General features: G+C 60.3%; 12 protein-coding genes and 4 pseudogenes. 7 read left to right on the top strand and 9 right to left on the bottom strand.

Going from position 1 to position 17,866, the window contains the following annotated elements:
- Positions 1-553: 553 nt before the first annotated feature.
- Positions 554-772, bottom strand: a pseudogene (locus AB3X94_RS03590) (FAD-linked oxidase C-terminal domain-containing protein); the annotation flags it as partial.
- Between AB3X94_RS03590 and AB3X94_RS03585 the strand changes: the two are divergent.
- From AB3X94_RS03585 to AB3X94_RS03575, 3 genes and pseudogenes are all read left to right on the top strand, one after another.
- Positions 760-1,017 (top strand): annotated as a pseudogene (locus AB3X94_RS03585) (hypothetical protein); the annotation flags it as partial. The pseudogenes AB3X94_RS03590 and AB3X94_RS03585 overlap by 13 nt on opposite strands.
- A 90-nt stretch (positions 1,018-1,107) precedes the next feature.
- Entirely contained in the window at positions 1,108-3,159 is a 2,052-nt protein-coding gene (gene fusA / locus AB3X94_RS03580; protein ID WP_368610798.1) for an elongation factor G, read from the top strand.
- A 502-nt stretch (positions 3,160-3,661) separates the two neighbouring features.
- A complete protein-coding gene (locus tag AB3X94_RS03575) occupies positions 3,662-4,165 on the top strand; it encodes a hypothetical protein (RefSeq protein ID WP_368593478.1) in 504 nt (167 codons plus the stop codon).
- Between the two features lie 341 nt (positions 4,166-4,506).
- Here the strand turns inward: AB3X94_RS03575 and AB3X94_RS03570 are convergent, their stop codons facing one another.
- The 8 genes and pseudogenes from AB3X94_RS03570 to AB3X94_RS03535 form a co-directional block, all read right to left on the bottom strand.
- A complete protein-coding gene (locus AB3X94_RS03570; RefSeq protein WP_368610797.1) occupies positions 4,507-5,706 on the bottom strand; it encodes an acyltransferase family protein in 1,200 nt (399 codons plus the stop codon).
- Positions 5,707-6,242: 536 nt separating this feature from the next.
- Positions 6,243-6,329 (bottom strand): annotated as a pseudogene (locus AB3X94_RS03565) (IS3 family transposase); the annotation flags it as partial.
- Positions 6,325-7,167 (bottom strand): annotated as a pseudogene (locus AB3X94_RS03560) (IS30 family transposase); the annotation flags it as partial. The pseudogenes AB3X94_RS03560 and AB3X94_RS03565, both read right to left, overlap by 5 nt.
- 695 nt (positions 7,168-7,862) lie before the next feature.
- On the bottom strand, positions 7,863-8,882 hold the full coding sequence (locus AB3X94_RS03555) for a D-cysteine desulfhydrase family protein (protein ID WP_368610796.1): 1,020 nt from the start codon (positions 8,880-8,882) through the stop codon (positions 7,863-7,865).
- Positions 8,883-8,955: 73 nt separating this feature from the next.
- The gene (locus AB3X94_RS03550) at positions 8,956-10,152 is read right to left on the bottom strand and encodes an aminotransferase class V-fold PLP-dependent enzyme (protein WP_368610795.1); all 1,197 of its coding nucleotides are present in this window, start codon (positions 10,150-10,152) and stop codon (positions 8,956-8,958) included.
- A gap of 27 nt (positions 10,153-10,179) precedes the next feature.
- A complete protein-coding gene (locus AB3X94_RS03545) occupies positions 10,180-10,653 on the bottom strand; it encodes a RidA family protein (RefSeq protein ID WP_176121049.1) in 474 nt (157 codons plus the stop codon).
- 104 nt (positions 10,654-10,757) lie between these two features.
- Positions 10,758-11,669 (bottom strand): transcriptional regulator GcvA, encoded by a 912-nt coding sequence (gene gcvA / locus AB3X94_RS03540; protein ID WP_176106847.1) that lies wholly within the window; start codon positions 11,667-11,669, stop codon positions 10,758-10,760.
- 80 nt (positions 11,670-11,749) lie between these two features.
- Positions 11,750-13,045, bottom strand: a complete 1,296-nt coding sequence (locus tag AB3X94_RS03535; protein ID WP_176121051.1) for an L-fuconate dehydratase — start codon at positions 13,043-13,045, stop codon at positions 11,750-11,752.
- A gap of 193 nt (positions 13,046-13,238) precedes the next feature.
- Here AB3X94_RS03535 and AB3X94_RS03530 point away from each other — a divergent pair, with 193 nt between their 5' ends.
- From AB3X94_RS03530 to AB3X94_RS03515, 4 genes are all read left to right on the top strand, one after another.
- Positions 13,239-14,000: a GntR family transcriptional regulator gene (locus AB3X94_RS03530; protein WP_368610794.1), complete on the top strand. Its 762-nt coding sequence runs from the start codon at positions 13,239-13,241 to the stop codon at positions 13,998-14,000.
- Positions 14,001-14,090: 90 nt separating this feature from the next.
- Complete coding sequence (locus AB3X94_RS03525) at positions 14,091-15,608, top strand: sugar ABC transporter ATP-binding protein (protein WP_176106844.1); 1,518 nt, start codon at positions 14,091-14,093, stop codon at positions 15,606-15,608.
- A gap of 13 nt (positions 15,609-15,621) precedes the next feature.
- The gene (locus tag AB3X94_RS03520) at positions 15,622-16,650 is read left to right on the top strand and encodes an ABC transporter permease (protein WP_013092574.1); all 1,029 of its coding nucleotides are present in this window, start codon (positions 15,622-15,624) and stop codon (positions 16,648-16,650) included.
- 119 nt (positions 16,651-16,769) lie between these two features.
- Positions 16,770-17,711, top strand: coding sequence for an ABC transporter substrate-binding protein (locus AB3X94_RS03515; protein ID WP_176121054.1), 942 nt, complete (start codon positions 16,770-16,772; stop codon positions 17,709-17,711).
- The last annotated feature ends 155 nt before the right edge of the window (positions 17,712-17,866 follow it).

Genomic DNA, 17,866 nt, shown 5'->3' with positions numbered 1-17,866 from the left:
TGTAGCGCGATGGCGAAGGCATGAGCGACTCCAGATGTCAGGAAGATTCCGGGAAATTTCGAAACCCGCTCGCCCTTTAGGTGCCCACGGGAAGCAGCCAACCCAGTGGCACTGGCACCACATCAACTCTTCAAGAGATTGACGCACCAAGTCTAGTGCGACTTGGACTTCAGGCAAGTTGGTTTTCAGCAGAATTTGCTCCCACCCGACAACGGCTTGTTGTGCGTTCCTTGATAGTTTTCTCGATGGCGTTGGAGGAGGAGTGTTTGCCCTAGGCCTTCTCAAAGCCACTGTTACGGTCGACTATTCGCCGATCAACTCGACGGACCGTGCGGCGGCTGTACTTCTTAGGTGATCCTTGCTCTGATCCGGGCGGTTCAGGGGTGACTCATGCACTTCGCATGGTTCGCCGTCCGGCAGCCCAAGTCAAAGCGGTGTGAGACTCAGTTCGGGCCAGTTGCAGCCGTTCGACCGGACATGCTGTCGGACATTCGAAGGACCGCTTCACCAGATATTCGCCTTTGCGGCTCAATATCCGAGGTGCTGTGCGGCGTCACAGCACTTCGCCGGGATTCAGGATATGCTTGGGATCGAGCGCTATCTTGAGCCGACGCATCAGGCTTATTTCAGCATCGCTGCGCGTGCAGGCGAGGTAGGGGCGTTTCAGCACGCCGATTCCGTGCTCCGCCGAAATCGGTCCGCCCGTTTGTTGCATGACAGCGTAGGCGGTTCGATCGAGTTTGTCCGCCAGCGCTACGTCCAGCGAAGAAAGGCGATTACCTCGAATTCTTCGCGTGGATCGATTTGCTGTGCGCACTGTCGACCTGCCTAGGTGGCGATCTGTCAGTGCCAGTGTGGGGCCCCGACGCGCGCGATCCGCAGGAAGTGTGCCGGCCGCTTGGCATCGAAGTCTGGCAACTCGCGCCAAAGATGATGCTCGACGGTTGGTCGCCGCCAGCTCTCGCCGCCTACAAGGGGCAGCACGGCATGGTGTTGAATCAGCCACAATGGGAGTGAGCTTGCGGCTACCTGAATCGTCCGATTAACACGCGCGGCGAACAGGCTGGTTTTCGCCAACAATGGCCTCACCACGACGAGAGGGCGAACATGCGCTATAGCCCCGATATGATCCGCACCATCGCTCTGGCCGGGCATGCCGGCAGCGGCAAGACCTCGCTTGTGGAAGCGCTGCTGTACCACGGCGGCGCGCTCCATGCGCCCGGCAGCGTCGCGCGAGGGACTACGGTCTGCGATTTCGAACCGCTCGAGCGGAAGTATCACCACTCGCTCAACTCCACCGTCACGCACCTTCATTACCGCGACACTCGCATCTATCTGCTCGATACGCCCGGTTACCCCGACTTTTCCGGGCCGTCGTTCAGTGCGCTGCCGGCCGTCGAGACGGTCGCCATCGTCATCCATGCGCAGACCGGCATCGGAATGACCACCCGGCGCATGATGAATTGGGCGAGCGAACGTAAGCTTTGCAGAATGATCATCGTGAATGGTATCGATGAAGAAAAGGTCGACCTTCCAGCGCTACTCGCGCAAATCCAGCAAACCTTCGGCAGGGAATGCCTGCCTGTTAACCTGCCGGCGCAGCACGGCCGCCAGGTGGTGGACTGCTTTTTCAACCCTGCTGGAGACGCCGATTTCCTGTCCGTTGAAGCTGCGCACAGTGCGCTGGTCGATCAGGTGATCGAACTCGACCCGGAGCTGATGGAGCTATACCTGGAGCAAGGCGAGGCGATCCGCCCGGAGCAGTTGCACGAGCCTTTCGAGCGTGCGCTGCGCGAGGGCCATCTGGTGCCGGTGTGTTTCACCTCGGCGACCAATGGCGCCGGCATCGAGGCTCTCCTCGATGTGTTTGTCCGGCTCCTGCCCAATCCGCTGGAAGGCAACCCGCCGCAGTTCTACCGCGACGCCGGCTCCCACAAGGAAGTCGTGCGTGCCGAACCCGTCGCCGACAAGCACGTGCTGGCCCACACCTTCAAGATCGTGATCGACCCTTACATTGGCAAGATCGCCGTGTTCCGCATCTATCAGGGGACGATCGAGCGCGATAGCCTGCTGTATATCGGCGACAGGCGGCAGCCGTTCCGGGTCGCCCATCTGTTGATGTTGCAGGGCAAGGAGCACGTCGAGGTCCTGCGAGCCGGTCCCGGCGATATCTGCGCGGTGGCCAAGGCCGACGACGTCGGCCTCGATGCCGTGCTACACGACGCGGCCGACGACGGCAACATTCACCTCGTCCCGCCGGACTTGCCGACGCCCATCTATGGTCTCGCGATCGAGCCGGCGCGCCCGGGCCACGAGCAGCGGCTGTGGGAAGCACTGCAGAAGCTGAGCGCGGAAGACCCGTGTCTACACATCGAACGCGAGGCGAGCACCAACGAGACCGTGGTGCGAGGCCTCGGCGAGTTGCATTTGCGCTATATGCTGGAGCGTCTGTCCGACCAGTACAAGCTCGAAGTCGTGACACGGCCGCCGAAAATCGCCTATCGCGAGACCATCGGCGCAAGCGCCGAGGGACACTGCCGCCACAAGAAGCAATCCGGTGGCGCCGGGCAGTTTGGTGAAGTGATGCTGCGCGTGGAGCCGCTGCCGCGAGGCGCGGGGTTCGAATTCGTCGACGCTGTCAAGGGCGGCGCCATCCCTGGCCAGTTCATTCCCGCCGTGGAAAAAGGTATTCTTCAGGTGATAGAAAGCGGGCCTCTTGCCGGTGTCCCGATGCAGGACGTGCGCGTCACGGTCGTCGACGGCAAGAGCCATTCGGTCGACTCAAAAGAGGTGGCATTCGTCACCGCCGGGCGCAAAGCCTTCATCGATGCGGTGCTCAAAGCCCAGCCCATCGTGCTCGAACCTATCGTGGATATCGAGGTAACAACGCCAGAACCGGCAATGGGCGAAATAATCGGCGATCTGTCGTCGCGGCGCGGCCAGGTTCATGGCTCCCGCCCGTCCGCCGGGAACGCCGTGGTCGTTGCAGGACAGGTGCCGCTTGCCGAGCTCAACCACTATCAGTCGCGTCTGAACGCGATCGCCGGTGGACACGGCAGCTACAGTATCGAACTCAGCCATTACGCGCCGGTGCCCGCTGCCACGCAGGAATCGTTGGTGGCGCAGCACAAAAAACGAAGCGACACGGTCCAGCCGTGAATGGCCGGCTGTCCTGTGGCATCTGAGGGACATCATGAAAGTTATCGTGCTCGGTGGCGGCTGGTCGGTGTGACAGCCGCGTATCAGGTGCAGAAGGATGGCCAGGAAGTCGTGATCATCGAGCGCCATCCGGTCGTTGCAGCGCAAACCGTCTGAACGTCTGTTCGGCAGTAGGGGCGAATGACAATTTTTGACCGGGTCTAGCCGGTTCAACTTGCGAGCTTTCCCTCGACCCCGCTCGTCACGACGAATTCATGCCGCTCTGGCCGGATGTGAAAGACAGTCGCCTCGCAGACACGATCGTCGTCCAGCCGCGTCGCCCGCCGCGTCAGTAGCAGCGGCGCGCCGACATCGATTTCGAGACTTCGAGACATGCGGCAAGGTCTTCCCCCGGGAATGCCCGCGCCGCACTGGAAACATCTGTCTCCAAATCGCGTCTCCAGGCTGGTTTAGTAAAATGAGAGCTGCAAAAACTTCAATGAACTCGCCACTCAGACACTCCATGGACATTTTTTACTATTGGCAGAAACTCGAGCAAAATCTGAAGGAAGGACCGGTCGGGTATTTCGGCTCGAACAATACAAAAATCCTGGAGCTGACACAGCGATTGCCTAAGCGTATCTGGGTCTTCAAGACCCCGAGAGGAATGAAGGGCTCCATCCAACTAGTCGGGTCACTCCTTGTCAGCGAGACACCGTGCGTCGCAGTCAAGACTGACTATCCCAACGTGATTTACTACGACCCGTTCTCTTCCGAGTCGGTAATGTACATCGACTCGGGCACACCACAGCGCATCCAGGAGGTCTCTGGATACTTCCAGTACCGGTTTCACTCTGCCTTTAGCTCGAACTTTCAGGGAGACGCCGGTCTGCAAGCTATGGAGTCGAACGTCGTGCGCGGGTTCGAAGCGCTGGTCGCTGACTGGGACACGTGTCAGATGCTCGACCGTGTTAAAAATCGCGAGAAGGTTCAGCCCATCAATCCTTTCGCACAACATTCAGCGTAACAGAGGCTTTGTTGCGTGACCTGTCCGGTAGCTGAGTTGGCATGGCTAGCCGCACTTTCCCATATTGCCCAGCGAACACAGTATGTCGCCGTGAGTGGATATCAGACGGCCATCGAGGCGCCGCTTGCATCGATGATCGTCGCGCTGCTGCGCGCAGCTGGCTGTTGCTGCTGACGATGCTCTGGCTGCTGACCGAATGGCTCGGACCGCGTGGCATCTGAATGACTGTGGCCGTCACTGAAGCGATCACGCTTGCCGCGAGCATCGTGCTTTATCTCACGCGCGGGCCGGCTTCGATTCAGCGGCCCGTGCCCGCGGAGATGAATCGAAGCCGGGCGCTTTCATAGGCGCTCGGTCGTCAAATGAAAGCGCCGGTCGACCGTGGCGAGCAGGCGCTTCGACAGGCGCGTGGCGCGCCCCTGAATCAGCCGGTCCGACACGCGCGACAGACCGTAGGACACGAACAGCACTGCAATCAGCGTCGCCCCGAAAAGCATGAGCGACGTCTCGCCGCTCTCCTCGCCGAACAGTCCGTCGAAGAAATGAAAGGTCATATAGACGCAGATGAAGTGCCAGAGATAAATGCCATAACTTTCGCGCCCGAGGGCCGCGGCGCAGCGTCGAACCAAGGGCATGCTCGGCGCCGCATGCCCTTTCTCGCGTTCCTTGCGGGCATGGCGCGAGCACACGAACAGCAGGAACGCCACCGCACTGCACGCGGCGAATACAGGCGCGAGCGCATTTGCCTTGTCGAGCCATACACCGAGCGCGGCCGTGACGAGCGCGAAGCCCAACGCAAGCAACAGATAGAGCCACGACACGCGCCCGGTCACATCGGATGCGCCGAGCAAATGCGAGCGGAACGCGTACCACGCCCACATGCCGACGATGAAGCACGGCCCCTGTACCGGCGGCCAGAAGTAGCTGAACGTATTGTTGGCCACATTGCATTCGAGCGTGCCGTTGCAATCGCTCATCGACAGCACCGCGAGCGACAGGCCCAGCATCAGGATGGTGGCCAGCAACAGGCGCGTGCGGTTCATCGCCAGAAAGAACAGCAACGGCGCGATCAGATAGAAAAGCATCTCCACACCGATCGACCAGCCGCCCGGCACGACGTTGTTGATCGCGGTCGGCGACAGCGCATGAAGGAAGACCATGTTGAGCAATACGTCCATCGGGCCATGCGCGCCCAGAATCCATGCACGCTCGATGCCTGAGCGCATCGCGCCGTAGCTGATGAGGCCATAGACCGCGATCGCCGCGTAATACAACGGCGCGATACGAAAGAAGCGCTTGATATAGAAGCGCAGCGTGACGTGACCCGCGCCCGCGCAACGCTCGTGATCCATTTCGAGCGTCATGAAGATCGTAATCGCGCTGATCACGAAGAAAAGCTGCACGCCGTACTGGCCCATTTGCGCAAGCAGTGTTACGCCTCCCGGCAAATTGGGAAACTGAAACGACAGGTGTACTGCAACGACCCCGACGATCGCAAGCGCCCGGCCTGCATCGAGCGCGGCAACACGTCCCTTCTGCATCGATGATCTCCTTCGCGTTGATTCCGACCTTCAAAGGCTCCAACCTTCAAAGGCCGATAGGCCGGTGGACAAAGACGCTTCCGGCGCAGTTCCTCCCAGGCCGTGTTTGAGGCCCAAGTCTTACAAGAAGAAACGCGATACACGCATGGATACAATTTCGGCATTGGCCTCCGCGCATAACACATTCTTTATCGGGAACATGTATGCGAATTCCTGTCATATGTGACTGTCACGGGTGAAACCGGCCACTGAAACATATCGCCTAGCTTTGAACGGACGCCTGATTCGCCAAAATCCGCCAAAGTAATAAAAACTTGGTGGATTACCTGACAGAGCGACAGCACCCCGGATGTCCTGACGTCTACCTTGAGCCCATCTGGCGTGCCTTGGGCCTGCTGATCGTCAACCATCGGAATAGAGCCGTTCGATGTTCCGCGACTGACGCGAGGGTTGTCCGACACACGGCCGTCGACGTGTCGCCCACTAAAAAACGGGCTCGCCATGAACTTCACCCCACCAAGTTGGACGGTAAGTTTCTAGGCCGCCAGAAGCTGGGTCCTGTATTGCACGGGACTCAGCCCATTGAGTTCGAGCTTGATACGCTCGTGGTTATAGTAGTGAATGCACCAACAGATCGGTACCTTTCGGGATGTACTGCCTCAATAGTCCATTGGTGTTCTCATTCGACCCACGCTACCAGGGATGTTGCGGGTCGCAGAAGTAGACGGCAATGTCTGTGGCAACGGTGAAACGTCTGTGGTTGGCCATCTCCGTTCCACGATCCCATGTTAGCGATTTATAAAGTTCCTGTGGCAACTTGCAGGCATGCCTGAGGAGTGCATTGATGACCGTCTCGCTGTCCTTGCTGGCTATCTTCACCAGCATCACGTAGCGTGTCTGGCGCTCGACGAGCGTCGCAATCTGGCTGTTCGCGCTGCCGCACAGCAGATCGCCTTCCCAGTGTCCCGGTACCGCGCGGTCTTCAACTGTCGCTGGACGTTCGCTGATCGATACCGTGTCGCGAATCCTGCCGTGATCATCCGTCTTCTGTGTGTGATGGCGCGAACGGCGCATGGCCCGGGTGCGCCGCAAATGGTCCAGCAGTTCCTTCTTCAGGGCACCGCGTGCCTGGATGAAGAGACTGCGATAGATGGTCTCGTGTGACACGTGGAAATCCTCGTTGCCCGGGTATGCCAGCCTGAGCCATCCGGCGATCTGCTGGGGTGACGATTCCAGCTGGAGTTTGTCTGCCACGATGCGTGCCAACATCCGGTGTTCAACCAGTTTGCAGAGTTTGGGCCGTTGCGCCCGATCCTAGGCAAGCTGGTCGGCACGGCTTGCCCGATAGCCGTCCGGTCCACTGTTGCGTTTGATTTCGCGGCAGATGGTGGAGGGAGCCCGTGAAAGCCGACTGGCTATTAACTGGATCGAATCGCCAGCAACGAGCGCCCTCGTCTTCCGACGCGATCCACCTAAAGCCGTTGAGTGCCGGGAGGAAATGCCGGTATCACTGACGGTATCGGCGGCGCTATGGGACCCCTGTCAGGCCCAACGCTGGGTTTGCGGCGGGTGGTGTATGGGTAGGATAATGGGTAGGCGGCGGGCTGGGAAAGCGGGAGTCAAACCTGGCGCGGCTTTCCGGGCGGTTGTTGGACCCTGCTGCCTGCAGCAAACCATGTCGGGCGTCTCTTGGCAACGGTTGGCAGATACGGCTGACGTGGGTTAGAGACTGGCCACTATGCGCAGCCGCGAAGTGTGAGTTGGCAAGTCGGATTTACGGTGGCCGGGCGGCGGAGGAGTCGAACCTGGCCAGGCTTTCCTCGCGGTTGTAGAAAAGTCTGTGTGATTTGTTGCCTGTTGATGGAGAGGTCCCGGTCATCCTGCCGAATTTTTGTCAACGCTAGCTCATAGCGGATACCTCGATCAACATGCCGTTTCTGGTGGTATATCGGGTGGTATGTCACTCCTGAAAAATCAACAGACCCTTGCCGGAAAGCCGATTCCGGGCATTTTTCAAATCCCGCCCTGGGCACCATTTCGAATCGTCGATTCGAATCTTCAAGCGCTTCGCGCTTTCTTCAGACAACGCCGGCCCGTATCAGACCATCGCGTTGTCTCCGCTTCTTCTGCGATTCACTTTCGTGGCGCTTCATCGCTTAGAACTCGTTCCGATAGGCAAATAGCCCCGGAAGTCCGCCGCTCATCACGAATAGAATTTTCTGTCCGGCCGGATACTTGCCGGTAGTCACGTTTTCTACGAGCCCGGCAAAAGCTTTGCCGCTATACACGGGATCGAGCAGCAGACCTTCCGTCGATGCCATCAGCCGAACGGCAGCGCGCATGTTATCGGTCGGAATGCCGTAGCCGGGTCCAAGCTGCGCCTCGTCGATCGAGATCGCGTCATCATTCACGCTTAGGCTTGGGTCGATCAATCGAACCGTCTGATTCGCTTTATCCAGGGTAATCGTGCGCGCATGCCCGGCATTCCCATACACCGTGAATGCCGCAATACGTGACGGATCCAGGCCCAGCGCAACCAAACCTGCAACCAGTCCCGCATGCATGCCGCCGCTTCCGTTCGGCACCACGATGCGATCGAAAGCCACGTTTTGCGCCTGCGATTGCGCGACGATTTCAGCGGCGCAATCCGCATAGCCGAGGCAGCCGGCCGGGCTCGAACCGCCCAACGGACACACATACACGTTACGGCCCTGCGTCTGCAACTCGTTCGCGCGTTCTTCGGCGAATTGCAGTGCGTTGGCCGCGCCGGGAAGATCGTGCACGCGAGCATCGAATAGCGCATCGAGCAGCACGTTGCCGTTCTCCATGTAGTCGTGATCGGAACGGGGCACGGTTCTCGTCAGCACCAGTTCGCATTGAAGTCCGACGCGAGCCGCCGCGGCCGCCGTCAGGCGCGCATGGTTCGATTGACGTGCGCCGACGGTAATGATGGTGTCCGCGCCACGCGCGAGCGCTTCGCCAATCAGGAATTCGAGCTTGCGCAGCTTGTTGCCGCCGCCACCCAATCCCGTCAGATCTTCTCTTTTGACGTAGATGTCCGCGCCGCCGAGGCGAGCGCTCAGACGCGCAAGGTGCTGAATTGGCGTCGGGCCTTCGAGAAGCGCGTGCCGCGGAAACCTTGATAAATCGAGGCGGTGCGATAAGGCGGAGTTCATGGTCGTGGGCGGGCGAGAGAGTTGAAAGAGACGCTTCTATTCATTTGATTGACGCAAAACTCGCTTTGAGTACTTAATGCGCCAACGTCCGTATTCCAGCCAGCAATTTATCAACTTCGGCGTCAGTGGTTAGATAGCTGACCGATGCGCGCGCGATCTGCGTCAGCCCTCTGATCGTCATATCGAACGGTGTATATGCGACGCCATTCGAGCCGATCGTGATGCCGTGTGCCGCCAATGCGCGTCGCACCGACATGGTGTCGAGTCCGGCGACGTTGAACGACACCAGACCGGATCGTTCGACACCCTGGTCGAGTACGGACACGCCCGGCATCGCGGCCAACCGCTCGCGCAATAGCTGCGCGGTCCGATCGATCTGCGCGCGGATATTGTCGATGCCGATTTCCAGCGCTTCGTCCAATGCATTCGCCAATCCGCAATGCAGTGCAATCGACGCTTCCGATGATTCGAGACGCGCGGCATCGTCGCGCAGTACCGGCTCGCCGTTGGCGTCGAGCGGCGCGGAATAGGTGTCGACGAAGGCTGGCATCAAGCGGGGCAGAAAATTCCGCCGCACGAATAACAGCCCGGTGCCGCGCGGTCCGCGCAGTGCCTTGCGGCCCACGCCCGCCAGCACGTCGCAGCCGAGTTCGACGACGTCGATCGGCAGTTGTCCGATGGCCTGCGCCGCATCGATGAAATACGGAATGCCGTGACGGCGCGCTATCTGCCCAACCGCGGCAGCCGGATTGATCAGTCCGCCATTGGCCGGTAGCCACGTGAGTGCAATCAGTCGGACCCTGTCGTCGAGCATCGCTTCGAGTGCGCCAGGATCGACCCTGCCGCTGGCATCGGAAGGAATCGTCTCTATCGATGCACCCGCGCGCTGCGCCAGAAGACGCATCGTCGCGAGATTGCCGCCCCATTCGTGCCGCGCAACGAGGATGCGTTGCCCCTCGCGCCACGGACCCAACGCCGCGAAAGCTGCGCCCCAGCCCGGCGAGTTGCCGGTCGTCAGCGCGATCTCGGCAGGCTGAGCGTTCAGCAGTCGCGCGGCGAGCGTGCGGGCCCGCTCGGTTTGTTCGCTAGCAGCCGCGCCCGCTTCCATGGGTCCCATCGACGCTTCGCGCAACAGATGCGCGTGAATCGCTTCGAGCGTGGCGGCCGACGGCAGCGACGCGCCCGCATGATTGAAATGCGTGGTACTGAGAACACCGGGTGTGCGGGCACGTAATGCATCGATGACTGCGGGCGACAGCGGAGAAGACATTGGCGGCTCCGAGTGTATGAGTGGAATTCAAGCGTTTTTCAATGCGACAACCGCTTCGACTTCGACGGCGACTCCCGCCGGAAGCGACGCGACACCGACCGCGCTACGCGCGTGACGGCCGGCGTCGCCGAAGATCTGCACCATCACGTCCGACGCGCCATTGGCGACCGTGCTCTGCGCACTGAACGCCGGCGTGCTCGCGATGAACACGTTCAGGCGCACGACGCGTGCCACGCGCTCGAGCCGGTCGCCTGTCGCCGCGACGATCTGCGCGACGACACCGAGCGCAGACAGCCGCGCGGCCTGAGCGCCTTCGGCGTCGCTGATATTGTCGCCGAGACGCCCGAGATATGCAGGCTGTCCGTTGTTGCGCGAAATCTGACCAGAAATGTGAAGCAGATTGCCCTCTTGCACGAATGGCACGTAATTGGCAGCGGGTGCGGACGCGGATTCAAGCGTCAGGCCGAGGCTGGCGGCGCGGGAGGTAATCGAGGAGGTCATCGGAAGGGTACCGTTTTAGTGACGGAAAAGCTTCGATGCTATTGATTCGCGCTGCACGCGACCAACGAATTATCGCGCTCGACGTATGAGCCAGACTAATGCGTTCAGCCGAGCGGGTCTTGCTGCGCCGTTTGCACGATCCATGAGCGGAATGCGGTCGCGGCGGCATCGAGCTTGCCCTTGCGCGTGACGAGCCACCACCCGATGCGCGGATCGTCGAGCACCGTGTCGGGCAACGCAGGCACCAGCGAGCCTTGCGCGAGCTGCTGCGCGATCAGCCGATGGCGGCCCATTGCGATGCCCTGTCCGGCCAGCGCCGCTTCGACGACGATGTTGTAGTCGTGCAATTGCACCCGTTGCGCGTCGCCGAGGTCCAGGCCGGCATGACGCGACCATGCTTCCCATTCGAACGAATGCGTCGAGTAAGAAATCAGCAATGGGAAACGCAGCAGGTCCAGTGCTTTGCGCGGACGCTTTCTGCCGGCAAGCAGCGACGGACTGCACACCGGCGAAAGACGCTCGGACATGAGCCTTTGCGAAGCGACACCCGGCCAGCCGCCGCGTCCATAGCGAATCGCCACGTCGACTTCGCCGCCCGGCACATCGGCGAGTGCGATGTCGGGCCGCAATTGCAGTTCGATATCCGGATGCGCGAGCGGGAACGTATGCAGACGCGATGCGAGCCAGCGACTCGCGAATGAAGACAGCAGGCCCACGTTCAGCGTTTTGCGTTCGGTGGAGAATGCTCGCACTTCGCTGGTGCCGAGCCGCAGCAGTTCGAAAGCGGCGTGGACTTTCGCATAGTACGCGCGGCCTGTCCCGGTGAGTTCGATCGCGCGGGTTTGGCGCTCGAATAGCGCGATACCCAGATCGGCTTCGAGCTTCTGGATATGGTGGCTGACCGCGCTTTGCGTGACGAACAGTTCTTGCGCCGCGCGGCTGAAACTCAGGTGGCGCGCGGCGGCTTCGAAGGCGCGCAGCGAAAGCAGAGGCGGTAAGGGGCGGGCGGTGCGCATCGAATCGGACGATAACAGCGTGAGTGAAGTCTGCCGTTATACGCCTGAAGGGACGCAAATAAAACCCTTACCGTCCGGCTTCATTCCTGCCACGCCGCTCCTTCCGGATACCAGTACTTGTCCAATGTCCCTTCCAGCATCTCGATGCTATAGCCCGGCCGTTGTGGCGGCATGTAGTGCCCGTTGCGGATCACCACGGGGTCCACGAAATGCTCGTGCAGATGATCGACATATTCGAGCACGCGATTTTCGAGCGACGCCGACACGCAGATATAGTCGAACAGCGAAATATGCTGCACGTACTCGCACAGGCCGACGCCACCCGCATGCGGGCACACCGGCACACCGAACTTCGCGGCCATCAGCAGTACGACGATCACTTCGTTGAGTCCACCGAGCCGACAACTGTCGATCTGGCAAAAGTCGATGGCTTGCGCCTGCAGCAGTTGCTTGAACATCACGCGATTGTGGCAATGCTCGCCGGTTGCGACGCCAATCGAACCGAGCCGCCGGCGAATCGCCGCATGACCGAGGATGTCGTCGGGACTGGTGGGCTCCTCGATCCACCACGGGTCGAACTCGGCGAGACGACGCATGTTCGCGATCGCCTCATCGACGTCCCACACCTGGTTGGCGTCCATCATCAGTTTCAGGTTCTCGCCGATCTCTTCGCGCAGAATGCGCGCACGCCGCACGTCTTCTTCCAGGTCGCCACCGACCTTCTGCTTGAAATGCGTCCATCCCTGCGCGACGCCTTCGCGCGCGAGCCGGCGAATCTTGTCGTCGTCGTAACCGAGCCATCCTGCGGATGTCGTATAGGCCGGGTAGCCGTGCGCGAGCATTTCCTTTTCTCGCTCGCCTTTGGTCTTCGCATGACGATGCAGCATCGCGAGTGCTTCGTGCGGCGTGATCGCATCGGTCACGTAACGAAAGTCGAGGCAGCGCACGAGTTCTTCCGGACTCATGTCGACCAGCAGCTTCCAGACCGGCTTGCCGACGGATTTCGCCCACAGGTCCCACACAGCGTTGACGACCGCCGCGGTGGCAAGATGAATCGCGCCCTTGTCCGGACCGATCCAGCGTAGTTGGCTATCCGAAGTGAATGCGCGCCAGAAAGCACCCATATTCGCGGCGATATCTTCGAGCTTCTTGCCGACGATCAATGGCGTGAGTGCATTCACGGCAGTCACGCAGATTTCATTGCCGCGGCCAATCGTGAACGTGAGACCGTGGCCAATCAGGTTCGGCGTGTCGGTTTCGAGCGTGACGTAGGTGGCGGAGTAGTCCGGCGCGGCATTCATCGCGTCGGAGCCGTCCAGTGAACGTGAGGTGGGAAACCGGATGTCCCGAACGGACAGCCTTGTGATCGTCGTCATCTGCGCACCCTCCGGGGCTATGGCTATCGGCTTGTCGTCTGCGGACGCAGACGGGATCGGCTACATGCGCACGTTCTCCATGTGCGCGTTCCTGCCGCGTGTACGGGTAAGCCCTTGGTTCCCAGATACCAGGCATCCCTAGGTATTCCCCAGGCATTTGTACGCGTTGACAACACGGCATTCCCTTTCTAGCATGCTAGCATGTTCTATCGAAATCAAGGCCTCCGTGAACTCGTCAGCCGAACTGGAGAATGCCGCTGGCAATCCTTATGTCGCACTGCAAAAAGTTGGCGGTGGCGAGCGCGGCAGTTTGACCGACGCGGTGGAGGCGGCGTTGCGAGAAGCGATCGTTACGTTGGCGTTGGAACCCGGCATGATGATCGACAAGATGGCCGTGTGCGAACGGATGGGGGTGTCGCGCTTTCCGGTGTCGTCCGCGTTGGCAAGGCTTGCGCATGCGGGTCTCGTCGAGGTATTGCCGCAGCGCGGCACGCGCGTCAAGCCGATCGCGCTCGACGACATCCGCCAGCATCTATTCATACGCAGCGCACTGGAGGTCGAGACGGTGCGCGGCGTGGCGCGAATGCACGACCGGGCCACGCTCGACGCATTGGCCAGCAATCTCGACCAGCAGCGCACTCTGGCTGGAAGTGGCGAACGTCTGGCGTTTCATGCGCTCGATCTGGCTTTCCATGAAATCCTGCTCGACGCGGTCAACCTGCCGCGCGTAAAGGAAATCGTCGCGGTGTCGCGCAATGCGCTGGACCGCGCGCGGCAATTGCTCGCAAGTCCGGAACGGCTCGTGCATACGCTGGAAGAGCACGAGAGCATCTTCAAGGCTCTTTGCGCCGGCGACGGCGATGCGGCCGCGAAAGCGATGCACGATCATCTCGACCAGGTCGTCGCCGAATTGCACCGGTCCGCGAAAGAGCGGCCCGACCTGTTCGCGCCTTGAATGAAAGCTGCAATGAAAGCCGTTGTCGAGTCGTAAAAAGCTCCACCGTAAAAGCGTTGGTGATATAGGCAGCCGTCGACAGATCAGCACATGAACCCACTCATTTCCGTCAACAAGCTTTGCAAGAGCTTTCCGGGCGTTAGAGCACTTCATGACGTCCGCTTCGAACTCATGGCCGGTGAGGTCCACGCGCTGATGGGCGAGAACGGCGCCGGCAAGTCGACGCTGATGAAGATTCTTGCCGGCGTCTATACGCGCGATTCCGGCGAAATTCTGTTCGACGGCAAACCCGTCGACTTTCAAGGCCCGCGCGACGCGCAAGCCGTCGGCATCGGCATCATTCATCAGGAACTGCAACTGATGAATCATCTGAGCATCGCGCAGAACATCTTTATCGGCCGAGAGCCGCGCAAGGGTCTGGGTCTGTTCCTCGACGAAGACAAGCTGAATGCGCAGGCACGCGAGATTCTCGCCCGCATGCACGTGAAGCTCGATCCGCGCAAGATAGTCGGCACGTTGACCGTCGCGAGTCAGCAGATGGTCGAGATCGCGAAAGCCCTGTCTTTCGATTCGCGTGTGCTAATCATGGACGAGCCCACCTCCGCGCTCAACGATGCCGAGATTGCCGAGTTGTTCCGGATCATCCGTCAATTGAAAGAGCGCGGCGTCGGCGTCGTCTATATCTCGCACAAGATGGACGAGTTGAAGCAGATCACCGATCGCGTCACTGTGATGCGCGACGGCGAGTATGTGGCCACCGTTCCGACCGAGGGCACCAGCGTCCAGACGATCATCGGCATGATGGTCGGGCGCACGCTCAGCGACATCGCGCCGGTGCAGAGCGCGCCGGCGAAAGGCGAACTCGCGCTCGAAGTGAAAAATCTCGTCGCGGGTCCGCTCGTGCGCGACGTCAGTTTCGAATTGCGCAAGGGCGAAATACTCGGCTTCGCCGGCTTGATGGGCGCGGGCCGCACGGAGCTCGCGCGTGCGGTGTTCGGCGCCGATCCGGTCGAATCGGGCGAGATTTTTGTGAAGGGCGTGAAGGCGTCGATCAAAAGGCCCAGTGATGCGGTCAAGCGCGGCATCGGCTATCTGTCGGAAGATCGCAAGCGCTTTGGTCTGGCCACCGGAATGGATGTCGAATCGAACATCGTAATGTCCGATCTCGGCAAGTTCCTGTCGCTCAATATGTTCCTGCGCAGCGGGCAGATTCGTAAAAGAGCGCAGCACTTCATCAAGCTGCTTGCGATTCGCACGCCTTCGGCGACGCAGCAGGTTCGGCTCCTGTCGGGCGGCAATCAGCAAAAGATCGTGATTGCGAAATGGCTCGAGCGCGATTGCGATGTCCTGTTCTTCGACGAACCGACGCGCGGTATCGACGTCGGCGCGAAAAGCGAAATCTACAAGCTGCTGCGCTCGCTGGCGGCGCAAGGCAAGGCGATCGTGATGATCTCCTCGGAGCTGCCCGAAGTTCTGCGCATGAGCGACCGCATCGTCGTGATGTGCGAAGGCCGCATTACCGGCGAGCTGTCCGCCAGCGAAGCGACGCAGGAGCGCATCATGCATCTCGCGACGCAGCGCGAATCCCTGAAAACGGCACAAGCCTGAAGAGGTCTATGACATGACAATGCAAACGGATACCGCGGCGCTGGACAACGAACGGCGCACTTCCGGGCTGAAAGCGCGAATTTTTGCGCCGACCGCCGTGCAAAAGATGCTCGCGTTCGCGAGCCTCATTCTGCTGCTGGTGTTCTTCAGCTTCGCGTCACCGGCCTTCATGCAGATGGACAACATCCTCGGCATTTTGCAGGCGACCGCTGTGAACGGCGTGCTGGCGATCGCGGCCACGTTCGTGATCATCACTGGGGGTATCGATCTGTCGGTCGGTACGTTGATGACGTTCACCGCCGTGATCTGCGGTGTATTTCTCACCTACTGGCATCTGCCGATGTGGATGGGCGTACTCGCGGCACTGGCGACTGGCGCGGTATGCGGCACGATATCGGGCACCTTGACCGCGAAAATGAAGATTCCGCCATTCATCGCGACGCTCGGCATGATGATGCTGCTCAAAGGGCTTTCGCTCGTCGTGTCGGCTGACAAGCCGATCTATTTCACCGATACCGAGAACTTCTACCGTATTTCCCAGGACTCGCTGATCGGCTATTTCCTGCCGAGCGTGCCGATTCCGAATGCGGTACTTATTTTGTTCTTTCTCGCGATCGTCAGTTCCATTACGCTCAATCGCACTGCGCTCGGCCGCTACACATTCGCACTCGGCAGCAATGAAGAAGCGGTACGGCTTTCGGGCGTCAATGTCGATCGCTGGAAGATCGCGATTTACGGCGTGGGCGGCGCGATCTGCGGCATCGCGGGTCTCCTGATCGCGTCGCGGCTCAATTCCGCGCAGCCGGCGCTCGGCCAGGGCTACGAGCTCGATGCGATCGCGGCGGTCGTGATCGGCGGCACGTCGTTGAGCGGCGGTTCGGGCACGATCCTCGGCACCATCATCGGCGCTTTCATCATGAGCGTGCTGACCAACGGGCTGCGCATCATGTCGGTCGCGCAGGAGTGGCAGATCGTCGTGACGGGTTTAATCATCATTCTGGCGGTGTATGCGGACATTCTGCGGCGCAGCCGGGGAAGTTGATGTAGGAGCAAGGAAGCAGCAAATAAGCAGGGAACGCAGGAGCAGCAGAGAGAGGGCACGTGAAGGCTCCCTCGAAAGCTCGATAGCGGCTTGATAGCCCAACCATTGGAGGAGGCCCCATGTTGAAGAGAAGACTAATCGGTATCGTGGTCGGTGTCGGTGCGCTCGTTGGCGGAAGCAGTCTCGCGTATGCGGATGAGCAGTATATTCCGCTTATTTCGAAAGGCTTCCAGCATCAGTTCTGGCAAGCCGTCAAATCGGGTGCCGAGCAGTCCGCGAAAGCGAACAACGTCAGGATCACGTTCGAGGGACCGGAAACCGAAGCGATGGTCGACAAGCAGATCGATATGCTGTCGGCCGCGCTCGCGAAGAAACCGCAGGCGATCGGTATTGCGGCACTCGACAGCAAGGCGGCCATCCCCTTGCTCAAGCGCGCGCAGAACGACAAGATTCCGGTGATCGCATTCGACTCTGGCGTCGACAGCGATATTCCGTTGACGACCTGCGCAACGGACAACCTCGCCGCCGCCGCGCTCGCCGCCGACAAGATGGCCGAGTTCATCGGCAATTCTGGCGAAGTCGGCGTCATCGTGCACGACCAGACCAGCCGCACCGGTGTCGATCGTCGCGACGGTTTCGTCAATCAGATCAAGTCGAAGCATCCGAACATCAAGATCGTGTCCGTGCAATACGGCGCCGGCGACCACCTGAAGTCGGCGGAAATCGCCAAGGCCATGATCCAGGCGAATCCGAACCTGAAGGGCATCTTCGGCGCGAACGAAGGTTCCGCGGATGGCGCAGCGATTGGCATCAAGGAGTCGGGCAAGAAACTCGTGCTGATCGGCTTCGACTCCGGCAAGGAGCAGAAGGACAACATCATGTCGGGTTTGATGGCCGGCGCAATTACGCAGAACCCGGTCGGTATCGGCAAGTGCACGGTCGACTCGGCGGTCAAGGCGCTGCATGGCGAGAAGCTGCCGAAGAAGATCGATACCGGTTTCTACTGGTACGACAAGACCAACATCAACGATCCGAAGATCGTAGCCGTGCTGTACGACTGAGCAAGGCCGGCGATCGCGACTCGGGAAGCCGGGCACGCGGAAATCGTCAAGGAGGAAGAGCCACGCTCTTCCTCTTTTTTATTGCCTTTGCGCGACATAGGAATGACGCCAACCGAGCGGGGCGCTGCGCCGCAACAACGTGCGATCCGAAACGC

The organism is Paraburkholderia sp. BR10923, from assembly GCF_040948765.1.
Classification (GTDB): domain Bacteria; phylum Pseudomonadota; class Gammaproteobacteria; order Burkholderiales; family Burkholderiaceae; genus Paraburkholderia; species Paraburkholderia youngii.
Note: the sequence above shows the minus strand (reverse complement) of the source record. Positions and strands in the feature narration are given on the sequence as shown.